General features: G+C 71.0%; 12 protein-coding genes. 11 read left to right on the top strand and 1 reads right to left on the bottom strand.

Annotated features, from left to right (window positions below; translation table 11 throughout):
* Nucleotides 1–3 precede the first annotated feature (3 nt).
* The 11 genes from GWK15_RS06725 (at nt 4) to GWK15_RS06775 (ending at nt 11402) form a co-directional block, all read left to right on the top strand.
* Nucleotides 4–2307 (top strand): LPS-assembly protein LptD, encoded by a 2304-nt coding sequence (locus GWK15_RS06725; RefSeq protein WP_168040428.1) that lies wholly within the window; start codon nt 4–6, stop codon nt 2305–2307.
* A 66-nt stretch (nt 2308–2373) separates the two neighbouring features.
* Nucleotides 2374–3744: a peptidylprolyl isomerase gene (locus GWK15_RS06730; RefSeq protein WP_168040430.1), complete on the top strand. Its 1371-nt coding sequence runs from the start codon at nt 2374–2376 to the stop codon at nt 3742–3744.
* Nucleotides 3745–3755: 11 nt separating this feature from the next.
* Nucleotides 3756–4589 (top strand): 16S rRNA (adenine(1518)-N(6)/adenine(1519)-N(6))-dimethyltransferase RsmA, encoded by an 834-nt coding sequence (gene rsmA / locus GWK15_RS06735; protein WP_168040432.1) that lies wholly within the window; start codon nt 3756–3758, stop codon nt 4587–4589.
* 91 nt (nt 4590–4680) lie between these two features.
* The gene (locus GWK15_RS06740) at nt 4681–5244 is read left to right on the top strand and encodes a hypothetical protein (protein WP_168040434.1); all 564 of its coding nucleotides are present in this window, start codon (nt 4681–4683) and stop codon (nt 5242–5244) included.
* A gap of 108 nt (nt 5245–5352) precedes the next feature.
* The gene (locus tag GWK15_RS06745; RefSeq protein ID WP_168040436.1) at nt 5353–6864 is read left to right on the top strand and encodes a replicative DNA helicase; all 1512 of its coding nucleotides are present in this window, start codon (nt 5353–5355) and stop codon (nt 6862–6864) included.
* On the top strand, nt 6857–7321 hold the full coding sequence (locus GWK15_RS06750; RefSeq protein ID WP_168040438.1) for a GNAT family N-acetyltransferase: 465 nt from the start codon (nt 6857–6859) through the stop codon (nt 7319–7321). The genes GWK15_RS06745 and GWK15_RS06750 overlap by 8 nt, the downstream gene beginning before the upstream one ends.
* A complete protein-coding gene (gene alr / locus GWK15_RS06755) occupies nt 7321–8412 on the top strand; it encodes an alanine racemase (protein ID WP_168040440.1) in 1092 nt (363 codons plus the stop codon). Before GWK15_RS06750 ends, alr begins: the two co-directional genes overlap by 1 nt.
* Before the next feature lie 4 nt (nt 8413–8416).
* Complete coding sequence (locus GWK15_RS06760) at nt 8417–9202, top strand: MlaE family ABC transporter permease (protein WP_168040442.1); 786 nt, start codon at nt 8417–8419, stop codon at nt 9200–9202.
* Nucleotides 9199–9975, top strand: a complete 777-nt coding sequence (locus tag GWK15_RS06765; protein WP_168040444.1) for an ABC transporter ATP-binding protein — start codon at nt 9199–9201, stop codon at nt 9973–9975. Before GWK15_RS06760 ends, GWK15_RS06765 begins: the two co-directional genes overlap by 4 nt.
* 177 nt (nt 9976–10152) lie before the next feature.
* Complete coding sequence (locus GWK15_RS06770; protein ID WP_168040446.1) at nt 10153–10728, top strand: peroxiredoxin; 576 nt, start codon at nt 10153–10155, stop codon at nt 10726–10728.
* A gap of 137 nt (nt 10729–10865) precedes the next feature.
* Nucleotides 10866–11402 carry a carboxymuconolactone decarboxylase family protein gene (locus GWK15_RS06775; protein WP_168040448.1) on the top strand — a complete coding sequence of 179 codons (537 nt, stop codon included), beginning with the start codon at nt 10866–10868 and terminating at the stop codon, nt 11400–11402.
* Nucleotides 11403–11537: 135 nt separating this feature from the next.
* Here the strand turns inward: GWK15_RS06775 and GWK15_RS06780 are convergent, their stop codons facing one another.
* A complete protein-coding gene (locus GWK15_RS06780) occupies nt 11538–12044 on the bottom strand; it encodes a GFA family protein (protein ID WP_209442079.1) in 507 nt (168 codons plus the stop codon).
* Between the last annotated feature and the right edge of the window lie 91 nt (nt 12045–12135).

Here is a 12135-nt window from a genome sequence, read left to right on the forward strand (position 1 = left end):
GCCATGCCGCAGACCACCTGGCGGGCGCATCTCGTCGCCGCACTGGCCCTCGGGGCCGGCCCGGCCTTCGGCCAGGCGATCGTGACGCCGCCGATCAGCGCGCCGGCCGACATCGCCCCGATCCTGCCGGGGCAGGAGCGCGCGGCGCCCGCCGCCGCGCCGGCGCCGGCTGCGCGTCCCGGCCTGCCGGGGCTGACCTCCGGTTCGCCCACCGACGACCAGCAGCCCGTCACCTTCACCGCGGACGAGGTCGAGTACGACCAGAACCGCGCGCTGGTCGTCGCGCGCGGCCATGTCGAGGCCTGGCAGGGCGCCCGCGTGCTGCGCGCGGACGAATTCACCTACGACCGCAACACGGGCGTCGCGACGGCGCGCGGCAACGTCCAGCTGATCGAAGGCGACGGCCAGGTCGTCTTCGCCGACAGCGCGGTGCTCGAGAACCAGTTCCGCGACGGCGTGCTGGAAGGCCTGCGCGGGCTGCTCGCCCAGAACGGCCGCGTCGCGGCGAATGGCGCGCGGCGCACCGGCGGGTCGATCTTCGACCTCTCGCGCGTCGTCTATTCGGCCTGCGATCCCTGCCAGGACGATCCGCTCGCGCCGCCGATCTGGCAGCTGCGCGCGCGCACCGCGACGCTCGACCAGACCACGCGGCAGGTCCGCTACCGCGACGCCTTCATCGAGATGGCCGGCGTGCCGGTGCTCTGGACGCCCTACCTGCAGCATCCTTCGGGTTCCGCGCCGCGGCAGTCGGGCTTCCTCAGCCCGACCTTCGGCATCACCGGCTTCCTCGGCGGCTTCGTCGTGACGCCCTACTACTGGGCGATCGACGAGAACCAGGACCTGGTGCTGCGGCCGCTGATCGCGACCAGCCAGGCGCCGAACCTCGGCCTCGAGTACCGCCGCCGCTTCAACTTCGGCGAGATCCAGGCCGAAGGCTCGGTCGGCTACATGAACGGCGACCAGGACACGCCGCGCGGCTTCGCCGGGCACATCTTCTCCCGCGGGCGCTTCGCGATCGACGAGAACTGGCGCGCCGGCTTCGACCTCAACCGCGCGAGCAGCGAGGACTACCTCCGCATCTTCCGCTATGGCGCGCGTCGCCTGCTGCTCACCAACGCCTACACCGAAGGCTTCTGGGGCACGGATTCCTACGCGCGCGTCGACAGCAGCATCTACCAGGGGCTGCGTTCGACCGACAACAACAGCCAGATCCCGGTCGTCTTCCCGAACGTCTACTACGACTGGCGCGCGCCGACCGACAGCCTGGGCGGCACCTTCACCTTCGACACCTGGAACTTCGCGACCTTCCGCGAGGCCGGGACGGACACCCAGCGCGCCAACATCCGCCTGGGCTATTCGCTGCCCTACACCGACGGCGCCGGCAGCATCTGGACGATCCGCGCGATCAGCGACATCTCCGGCTACAACTACACCGACCTCGCCGGCGCGCCGAACTACTCGACGACCGCGGACAATGGCGGCATCGCGACGGCCAACATCCGCGCGGCGCTCGACTGGCGCATGCCCTTCATCCGCTCGGCAGGCGAATACGGCCACCAGGTGATCGAGCCGCGCGTGCAGGTCGTCACTGGCCCGCTGACCGGCCAGCAGACCAGCGTGCCGAACGAGGACAGCATCGACTACGAGTTCACCGACGCGACGCTGTTCAACCTCAACCGCTTCGGCGGGCGGGACCGCCAGGAAGGCGGCACGCGCTTCGACTACGCGCTGCGCGGTGCCTGGCATTTCCCCAATGGCGGCCTGCTCGAGGGCCTCGCTGGCGCCTCCTACCGCATCCAGAACGACGGCGGGCCGTTCTACGTGGGCAGCGGTCTCGTGGACCGGGCCTCGGACTATGTCGGCCGGGCGCGGCTGATGCCGGTGCCCTGGCTGGAATTCCTCGGCCGCGGGCGCTTCGCCCAGGACGACGGGGCCCTGCGCTTCCTCGACCTCTCGACCACGGTGAATTTCGACAGCGGCACCTCGATCTCGGGCGGCTACCTCTACACCCCGCCGGTGCCCTACCTGACGCCGGTGCAGACCCGCAACGAGGTCGCGGCGGGCTTCACCCAGCGCTTCGGCCACTGGCGGGTGAGCGCCTACGGCCGGTACGACATCGAGATCAACCGGCCTGTCGCGGTGACCGCCACCGCCGGCTACGAGGACGAGTGCTTCATCTTCGAGGCCCGCTTCCTCAAGCGCTTCGCCGAGGATCCCTCGACCGGCAGCCTCTATCCCGCCAGCACGCTGCTGCTGCTGCGCGTTGGCCTCAAGACGATCGGCGATTTCGGCTTCCGGGCGATCTGACGCCACTCCCGTGCAACCGGCCTCCGCGCTTCCCCCGCGGGGCCCGAAGTCCTAAGAAGGCCGGCCATGACCGCCGAGAAGATCCCCGCCGCCCGGCGCGCCCTGCGCCTCGCGGCCCTCCCCGCGGCCGCCCTCGCCGGGCTCCTCGCCCTGTCGACCCCGGCCCCCGCCCAGGGCACGAACCGCGTCGCCGCGGTCGTGAACGGCGACGTCATCACGCTGAACGAGGTCGAGAGCCGGCGCCGGCTGCTCGCCCTGTCGGCCGGCCTCGCGGGCGGCACCGGCGGGCGCGCCAACGACCAGATCCTGCGCCTGCTGGTCGATGAGCGCCTGCGCACCCAGGAGGTCGCGCGTCGCCGCATCCCGGTCACCGACCAGGACATCGCGACCACCGTCGGCGACATCGAGACGCGCAACGGCCTGCCCCCGGGCGGCCTGCGGGAGAACCTGCGCCGCGCCAACATCGACCCGCGCGTGCTGTACGACCAGATCCGCGCCCAGATCGGCTGGAACCGCCTTCTGCGCGGCCAGCTGGGCAACCAGGCCAACATCACCGACGCCGAGGTGGCGGACTACATCGCCACCCAGAATGCGCGCGCCGGCCAGCCGGAATTCCTCGTCTCCGAGATATTCATCCCGGTCTCGAACCCGGGGCAGGAGGCCGAGGTCCAGCGCTTCGTCAGCGACATCATCGCCCGGCTGCGCCAGGGCGCGCCCTTCCCGATGGTGGCCACCCAGTTCAGCCAGTCGCAGAGCGCCCTGCTCGGCGGCGACCTGGGCTGGATCTCGCCCGAGCGGCTCGACCCCGAGGTCGCCGCGATCGTGCGCCAGATGCCCGAGGGCGCGGTGTCGAACCCGATCCGCGTCCCGGGCGGCTTCGTCATCGCCACGCTGCGCCAGAAGCGCACCGCCGGGCGCGACATGGCGACCATGCTGAGCCTGCGCCAGGCCTTCTTCCCCTTCGAGGGCCAGGTGAACCCCGCCGCCCCCACCTCGCAGCAGCTGCGCCAGGTCGAGCGCGGGCAGCAGCTGTCCGAATCGGCGCGCTCCTGCGAGGCGGTCGAGGCCGCGGCGCGGGGCGGGCCCCGCCCGGCCGATCCCGGCCCGATCCGCCAGGACACGATCACGCCGCCGGAACTGCGCGAACTGCTCGCGAGCCTGCCGATCGGGCGGCCGTCCCAGCCGATCATCTCGCCCGACGGCGTGATGGTGCTGGTGGTTTGCTCGCGCGAGACGCGCAACCTCGCGGAAGTGACGCCGGAGCAGGCGCGCGACCGCATCCTGCGCGACCGCGTCGAGCTGACCTCCCGCCAGGTGCTGCGCGACCTGCAGCGCCGCGCGCAGATCGACATCCGCAACCAGCCGCAGGCGGCCGAGGCCGCGGCGCAGCAGCCCCAGGCCCAGCAGCCGCGGCAGCCGGCCCCGCCCCGGCGCTGACGCCGCGCCCGGTGACCGCCGCCGACCTGCCGAGCCTGCGCGAGACGGTCGCCCGGCACGGGCTCGATGCGCGCAAGTCGCTCGGCCAGCATTTCCTGCTCGATCCCGCGGTCTGCGCGCGCATCGCGGCGCTGGCCGGGGACCTGGCTGGGCGGCATGTGCTCGAGGTCGGGCCCGGCCCGGGCGGGCTGACCCGCGCGTTGCTGGCGAGCCCGGCCGCCGAGGTGGTCGCGGTCGAGCTGGACCGTCGCGCGGTGGCGGCACTCGCCGAGCTCGCCGCGGCTCATCCGGGGCGGCTGCGGGTGGTCGAGGGCGATGCGCTGCGGGTGGATCCATCCGCGCTGCTGCCGGCCCCGCGCCGGATCGTCGCGAACCTGCCCTACAACGTCGCGACCCCGCTGCTGGTCGGCTGGCTGCGCGGCGCCGCGGCGATCGAGGGCATGGCGCTGATGTTCCAGCAGGAAGTCGCCGAGCGCATCTGCGCCGCGCCGGACACCGAGGCCTATGGCAGGCTGTCGGTGCTCGCGCAGTGGCGCTGCCGCTGCGAGCTGCTGCTGCGCCTGCCGCCGGGGGCCTTCAGCCCGCCGCCGAAGGTGTGGTCGGCGGTGGTGGGCTTCACGCCCCATGCCGAGGACCCCGGCGCCGCGTTGTTCACGGCGATGGAACGCACCACCGCGGCCGCCTTCGGCCAGCGGCGGAAGATGCTGCGCGGGGCGCTGAAGTCGCTCGGCGAGGCGGAGGCGCTGCTCGCCGCCGCGGGGATCGACGGCGCGCGCCGGGCCGAGACGCTGAGCGTGGCGGAATTCGACCGGCTGGCCCGGGCGCTGCTCGCCCGCAGCGGGTAAGGACCTGCCCCAGGCAGAGGACGAAGGGAATCCTTGCCAGGCCGGGCATGTAACCGGAACATCTGGTGGTTTTCCTGAAGGGAGAAATCCGGTGACGGCACACGCGATCCGACGGCGTCTGGTGATGGGTGCGCCGCTCGTCGGCGCCATGGCGGTCCTGATCGGATGCGCCGAGACGCCGCCGCCGCCGGCATCGGCGCAGGTGTCGACGAGCCCGGATGTGCTCATCCGCAACCTGCCGCCCGGCCAGCCCGCGCTGGTGGCCACGGGCTTGGCGGCCTACGGCACCGTCCAGGCGGTCGACCCGACGTCCCGCGAGGTGGTGGTGCGGACCGCGGGCGGCGGCACGCTGGGCCTGCGGGCAGGCCCGGAATTCCGCAATCTGCGGCAGTTGCGCCCCGGCACGCGGGTCGTCGCTGCCTTCGACGACAGCGGCACGGCGCGCCTGATGATGCCGCCGCGGCCCGGCGCGCCGATGCGCCCCGGCGTCCAGCGCGGCACGGTCGAGGCGGTCGAGGTCGGCGGGCGCCGCTTCGTCATGGCCGGGCCGCAGGGCGCCAGGCGGCTCGTCACCATCGAGAACGCCGCGATGATGGCCTTCGCGACGCGCCTCGCACCGGGCGACGAGATCGCGGTGACGACCGCCGCGCCGTGACGCGCGGGGCCGGGTGACAGGATGCCGGGGGGAGCGATCTGCGCTTCCCCCCGTTATCCACCCGATCCACAGCGGGCGACTCTGCCGCGGTGGGAGTAGACTGCGCGGATGAACGAGATCGATCCCTCGGCAGGCAGCCTGCTCGGCCTGTCGCAACGCCTGCCGCCATCCAACCTTTCGGCGGAGCAGGCGCTGCTCGGCGCGCTGCTCGCGAACAACAAGGCCTATGAGCGCGTCTCGGAATTCCTTGCCGCCGAGCATTTCGCCGATCCGATCCATGGCCGGATCTACCAGTCCATCCAGCGGCGCATCGAGGCGGGGCAGCTCGCCGACGTCGTGACGCTGCGCGCGGAGTTCGAGCATTCCGGCGTGCTCGACGAGGTCGGCGGCCCGGCCTACCTGGCGCAGCTGCTCTCGGCCATGGTCGGCATCATCAATGCCGGGGAATACGGCAAGGTCATCTACGACGCCTATCTGCGGCGCCAGCTGATCGACCTCGGCGAGGTCGTCGTGAACCGCGCCTTCGGGGCGGAGCCGGAACTCGACGCCAAGGGCCAGCTGGAAGCGGCCGAGCAGGCCCTTTTCGACCTGTCGAAGGAAGGCGGGGCGGGCGATGGCGGCTTCGTCTCCTTCGAGCGTGCGCTCACCATCGCCGTCACGAACGCGGAGAAGGCCTTCAGCACGCCCGGCGGCGTGTCGGGCCTGCCCACGGGGCTGCGCGACGTCGATGCGAAGATGGGCGGCCTGCATCCGTCGGACCTGCTGATCGTCGCGGGGCGCCCCGGCATGGGCAAGACCGCCTTCGCGACCAAGGTCGCCTTCGGCGGGGCGAAGGCCATCCTGCGCGAGGCGCGCGAGAAGGACCCCAACGCCGTGCCGCGCGGGGGTGTCGCGATCTTCTCGCTCGAAATGAGCGCCGACCAGCTCGCGACGCGTCTGCTGTCGGAGGAAGCGCGCATCTCCGGCGACCGCATCCGCCGCGGCGAGATCGGCCAGCGCGACTTCGACCGCTTCGTCGAGGTGAGCCGCGAACTGGCCTCCCTGCCGCTGTGGATCGACGACACGCCGGCCATCACGATCTCCGCGCTGCGCACGCGCTGCCGCAGGCTCAAGCGGACCAAGGGGCTCGACCTGGTCGTGGTCGACTATCTGCAGCTGATGCGGCCCGCCGCCGGCACGCGGCCTGAGAACCGCGTGCTGGAAATCTCGATGATCACGCAGGGGCTGAAGGCGATCGCCAAGGAGCTCGCGGTGCCGGTGATCGCGCTGTCGCAGCTGTCGCGCCAGGTCGAGAGCCGCGAGGACAAGCGGCCGCAGCTATCCGACCTGCGTGAATCGGGGTCGATCGAGCAGGACGCCGACGTCGTCATGTTCGTCTATCGCGACGACTACTACCTGCAGCAGCGCCAGCCCAAGGAACTGAACTTCGACAATCCGGAGAAGTTCCACGAGGCGACGGAGAAGTGGCAGAAGGACATGGAGCTGGCGCACAACAAGGCGGAGCTCATCATCGCCAAGCAGCGCCACGGCCCGACCGGCACCATCCGGCTGTTCTTCGAATCCGAGTTCACCCGCTTCGGGGACCTCGACACCCATCACGACGAGGGCTTCCGTGAGTGATGCCGTCGTCACGGTCCGCCCCGCGCGGCCGGAGGACTACGACGCCTGGCTGCCGCTCTGGCTCGGCTACAACGCCTTCTACGGGCGGGAAGGCGCGACCGCGCCGGCGGAGCGCATCACCCGCCTGACCTGGTCCCGCTTCTTCGAGGCCCTCGAGCCGATGGAATGCCTGGTGGCTGAGGCCGACGGACGGCTGATCGGCCTCGCCCACCTGATCTACCATCGCAACACGATGCTCGAGGGCTGCACATGCTACCTGCAGGACCTCTTCGCCGCCCCCGAGGCGCGCGGCCGCGGCGTGGGCCGCGCGCTGATCGAGGCGCTCTACGCGCGCGCCAAGGCCCTGGGCGCGCAGCGTGTCTACTGGCATACGCACGAGACGAACGCCCAGGCACGGCTGCTCTATGACCGGGTCGCCGCCCATGGCGGCTTCCTGCTGTACCGCAAGGACCTGTGATGCCGCGCGTCGCGTCGACCGAAGCCATCCTGACCGTCGACCTGCCCGCCATCGTCGCCAACTGGAAGGACCTCGCCGCGCGCGGGGCGCCGGGGGCCGTGGCGGGGGTGGTGAAGGCGGATGGCTACGGGCTCGGCGCGGCCGAGGTGGGCCGCGCGCTGCGCGCGGCGGGCTGTCGCCACTTCTTCGTCGCGCAATTGCAGGAGGGGATCGAGCTGCGCGCGGCGATTGGGCCGGGCCCGATGATCGCCGTGCTGGGCGGCTTCCGGCCCGGCGAGGATGGCGATGCCGGACTGACGCCGGTGATGAACTCGCTCGGCGACGTGGCGGCGCATGCGGGGGCGGGACGGGCCTCGGGCGTCGCGCGGCGGGCGATCCTGCATGTCGATACGGGCATGGCGCGACTCGGGCTGGACGCGGGGGAACTCGCGCGGCTGTCGGCGGACCATGCGCTGCTGGCGGGGATCGATCTCCTCTATGTGATGACGCACCTCGCCTGCGCGGATGAGGCGGCGCACCCTATGAACGCGGCCCAGGCCGCGCGCTTCGCGGCCGCCTGCGCGGGGCTGCCGGCGGCGCGGCGCTGCTTCGCGAATTCCTCGGGCATGTTCCTTGGGCCGGGCTTCGCCTCGGACCTGTCGCGGCCGGGCTGCGCGCTCTACGGCATCAACCCGACGCCGGACCGGCCGAACCCGATGCGGCAGGTCGTGCGGCTCAATGCCCCGGTTCTGCAGGTGCGGGAGATCCCGGCCGGAACCCCTGTCGGCTATGGGGCGACCTGGACTGCCGAGCGCCCCAGCCGGATCGCGACGGTTGCGGTGGGCTATGCGGATGGCTACCTGAGAAGCCTCTCGAGCCGGGCGGTGGCGGATTTCCGCGGCCGTCCGGTGCCCCTCATCGGCCGGGTGTCCATGGACCTGACGACCTTCGACGTGACCGACCTGCCGGAAATCGCCGCCGGCGACCGCCTGACGTTGATCGGCGGCCCCGGCTGCAGCCCGGACGAGGTCGCCGCGCGGGCGGGGACCATCGGGTATGAGGTGCTGACCTCCCTCGGTGCGCGCTACGTCCGCGACTACCTCCGGGGCTGAGGGCTTGGACCTCGTTCTGAACCCCGTCGCGGCCGTTGGGCGAGGCGTTCTGTCAGCCTGCCGGACGGTGGGGGCGGTCGCGCTGTTCGCGCTGCAGGGGCTGTCGCACCTGGTCCGGCCGCCCTTCTACGGCCGTCTGTTCCTGCGGCACCTGGTCGAGATCGCCTATTTCTCCCTGCCGGTCGTCGCGCTGACCGCGATCTTCACCGGCATGGTACTGGCGCTGCAGTCCTACACCGGCTTCGCGCGCTTCAACGCCGAAGGTGCGGTCGCGAACGTCGTGGTGCTGTCGATCACCCGCGAGCTCGGCCCGGTGATCGCGGCGCTGATGGTCGCCGGGCGCATCGGCGCGGCCTTCGCGGCCGAGATCGGCACCATGCGCGTGACCGACCAGATCGACGCGCTGACCACGCTGTCCACCAACCCGATGAAGTACCTGGTGACGCCGCGGCTGCTCGCCGGCGTGGTGGCGCTGCCCTTCCTCGTGGTGGTGGCGGACGTCCTCGGCGTGATGGGCGGATGGCTGATCGGGACGACGAAGCTGGGCTTCGCGTCGCTCTCCTACCTCAAGGCCACCATGGACTTCCTGCAGACGATGGACGTCGTCTCGGGCCTGGTGAAGGCCTCGGTGTTCGGCTTCGTCATCACGCTGATGGGCTGCTGGTGCGGCTACAACAGCAAGGGCGGCGCGCAGGGCGTCGGCGCGGCGACGACGGCGGCGGTGGTGTCGTCCTCCATCCTCATCCTCGCGCTCGACTACGTGCTGACCGAGATGTTCTTCGCGCGATGAGCGGCGACGTTCCGAAGATCCGGCTGCGTGGCCTCGCCAAGGCCTTCGGCGAGAAGAAGGTGCTCGACGGGGTCGACCTCGACATCCGCGCGGGGCACGGGATGGTCATCCTGGGCGGGTCGGGTTCCGGCAAGTCGGTGACGATCAAGTGCATCCTCGGCCTGATCCAACCCGACGCCGGGACGATCGAGGTCGATGGCCGCGACATCCTCGCCATGTCGCGGCGCGAGCGCGAGGAACTCAACGACCGCATCGGCATGCTGTTCCAGAACGGGGCGCTGTTCGACAGCCTGCCGGTCTGGGAGAATGTCTGCTTCAAGCTGCTGGCGCAGAAGCGCATCACGCGCGCCAAGGCGCGCGACAAGGCGGCGGAGGTGCTCGCCCAGGTCGGGCTCGCGGCCTCCGTGGGGGACCTCTCGCCGGCGGAGCTCTCGGGCGGGATGCAGAAGCGCGTCGGCCTCGCGCGCGCCATCGCCGCGCAGCCCGACATCATCTTCTTCGACGAGCCCACCACGGGCCTCGACCCCATCATGGGCGCGGTGATCGACGGGCTGATCGTGGACGTGGTGAAGCGGCTCGGCGCAACCGCCGTGTCGATCACGCATGACATGGCGAGTGCGCGCCGGATCGGCGACGACGCGGCCATGCTGCACAAGGGGAAGATCGTCTGGCGGGGGCCGGCGGCGAGCCTGGGGCATACTGGCAACGCCATGGTCGACCAGTTCGCCCGCGGGGAGCGGGAAGGGCCGATCCAGATGGAACTTCGCCGCTGATTCAACGGCTTGCGGATTCCGCGGCATCGCTGAAATCCGATCAAATCGAAATCTTCGATCGATTTCTTCGAAATCTCTCATTGGACAGGATGTGCCATCCAAGGGCATTGCTGCGCTGCACATAGTGCAGTGCACAAAAGGGCTTCGCGGCCCCGCAACCTTGAGGAGCACGACCGCATGCTGACCGTCGGCGACACCTTCCCCACCTTCGCCCTGACCGCCGTGAAGGGCGGCAAGGAGGGCCTCGGCGGCCCCGGCAAGTCCTTCACCGAGATCACCAGCGAGAGCGATGCGGGCAAGTGGAAGATCGTCTTCTTCTGGCCGAAGGACTTCACCTTCATCTGCCCGACCGAGATCGCCGCCTTCGGCAAGCTCGCCGGCGAGTTCGCCGACCGCGACGCGGTGGTCTACGGCGTGTCGACCGACAGCGAGTTCGTCCACCTGAACTGGCGCGTCTACAACGACGACATCCGCGACCTGCCGATCCCGATGCTCGCCGACGTGAAGCGCGAGTTGTCGACCGCGCTCGGCATCCTCGACAAGAACGCGGGCGTCGCGCTGTGCGCCACCTTCATCGTGGACCCCGACGGCACCATCCAGTGGGCGGCGGTGAACGGCCTGAACGTCGGCCGCAACCCGCAGGAAGTGCTGCGCGTGCTCGATGCGCTGCAGACGGATGAGCTCTGCCCCTGCAACTGGGAAAAGGGCAAGGACGTCCTGAACGCGCAGGAATTGTTCGAGAAGGCCGCCTGACGGCGGCCGTCGCACGCGCAGTTAGCCGCCACACCAACCCTAACTGCACGTGCGAACGGGGGGCAGGCAGCCCCCCCGTAGACCCCCCGGTCCTGCGAGCCGTCGGCTCGCAGGACATGTCGTTCCCGGAGGCCATGATGTCCCTCGAAGCCCTGCGCGCCCGCCTGCCCGAACACGCCAAGGACCTGAAGCTGAACCTCGGCTCGCTCGCCGCCGAGCCGGTGCTGACGGCCCAGCAGCTCGCCGGCACCTTCGTCGCCAGCGCCATCGCCGCCCGCAACGCCGAGGTGACGCGCGCGATCCTCGCCGAATTCGGCCCGAGGCTGTCGCCCGAGGCGCTCGCCGCCGCCAAGGCCGCGGCCGCCATCATGGGCATGAACAACGTCTACTACCGCTTCACGCACCTGGTCGGCGGCGACTATCCCAACCTGCCGGCGAAGCTGCGCATGAACGTCATGGCGAAGCCGGGCGTCGAGAAGGTCGACTTCGAGCTCTGGTCGCTTGCCGTTTCCGCCATCAATGGCTGCGGCATGTGCATGGAAGCGCACGAGAAGGTCGTCCTGCATGGCGGCCTGTCGAAGGAAGCCGTGCAGGCCGCCGTCCGCATCGCGGCCGTGGTGCATGCGGTGGCCGGTGTGCTCGACGCCGAGGACGCGCTCGCCGCCGCGGCCTGACCCGCGAACGATAGGATGGCGGCGGCTCGGCCGCCATGCCTCGCTGGAGCCGCGGGCCCACGCCAAGGTCTCCAGGCCTTTGTTCGAGCTGGCATCTTCACTCGATCAGGCGCTTTCGCCCGATCGGGATCCGTCCTAGCTGCCCGGATCCGCCGTGTCGGGCACCGCTGCCTGCTCCTTCAGCCGCCGGCGCATCGCCCGCACGCGCTCGCGGCTTGCCGCGGGCCAGATCTCGGCGACCTCGTAGAATTCCGGCACCGCCTTCGCGCCGTCGGGCAGCACCAACCAGGGCAGCTTCGTCGAGGTGTAGATGTGGATGTCCGGCGGACAGCGCGCCGGTTCATCCAGCGTGCCGACGCGCAGGAAGCGCACCGCCGGCCCCGCCTGGCCGTAATTGCTCCAGACCGCGACCTTGCAGTGCGGGCATCGCGCGATGATCTGGCCGCGCCCGCTCGCCGAGGGCGTCTGCACCAATTCCGGCTGGGCCGCCGTATGGACGACGTGGTCGGCCTCGAACAAGGCATTGAGCGCATGGACCGTGCCGGTCTCCCGCTGGCACCAGGTGCAATGGCAGGCATGGACGATGAGCGGCGTCCCCTCGACGCGATAGCGCACATGCCCGCAGCTGCATCCGCCTTGCATGGGTGTCCTCCCGCGATGCCGGTGGGCCATTCTCACGCCGTTGCCGCGCGCCGCGCTACGCATCTTGACCCTCCGGCGCCCCGGCGCGACC

Origin of the sequence: Neoroseomonas oryzicola (assembly GCF_012163135.1) — a bacterium.
GTDB classification, from domain to species: domain Bacteria; phylum Pseudomonadota; class Alphaproteobacteria; order Acetobacterales; family Acetobacteraceae; genus Neoroseomonas; species Neoroseomonas oryzicola.

Coding starts and splice junctions, on each gene's coding strand:
- GWK15_RS06725 (WP_168040428.1), top strand. CDS start 4: ATGCCGCAGACCACCTGGCGGGCGCATCTCGTCGCCGCACTGGCCCTC.
- GWK15_RS06730 (WP_168040430.1), top strand. CDS start 2,374: ATGACCGCCGAGAAGATCCCCGCCGCCCGGCGCGCCCTGCGCCTCGCG.
- GWK15_RS06745 (WP_168040436.1), top strand. CDS start 5,353: ATGAACGAGATCGATCCCTCGGCAGGCAGCCTGCTCGGCCTGTCGCAA.
- alr (WP_168040440.1), top strand. CDS start 7,321: ATGCCGCGCGTCGCGTCGACCGAAGCCATCCTGACCGTCGACCTGCCC.
- GWK15_RS06765 (WP_168040444.1), top strand. CDS start 9,199: ATGAGCGGCGACGTTCCGAAGATCCGGCTGCGTGGCCTCGCCAAGGCC.
- GWK15_RS06770 (WP_168040446.1), top strand. CDS start 10,153: ATGCTGACCGTCGGCGACACCTTCCCCACCTTCGCCCTGACCGCCGTG.
- GWK15_RS06775 (WP_168040448.1), top strand. CDS start 10,866: ATGTCCCTCGAAGCCCTGCGCGCCCGCCTGCCCGAACACGCCAAGGAC.
- GWK15_RS06780 (WP_209442079.1), bottom strand. CDS start 12,044: ATGCAAGGCGGATGCAGCTGCGGGCATGTGCGCTATCGCGTCGAGGGG.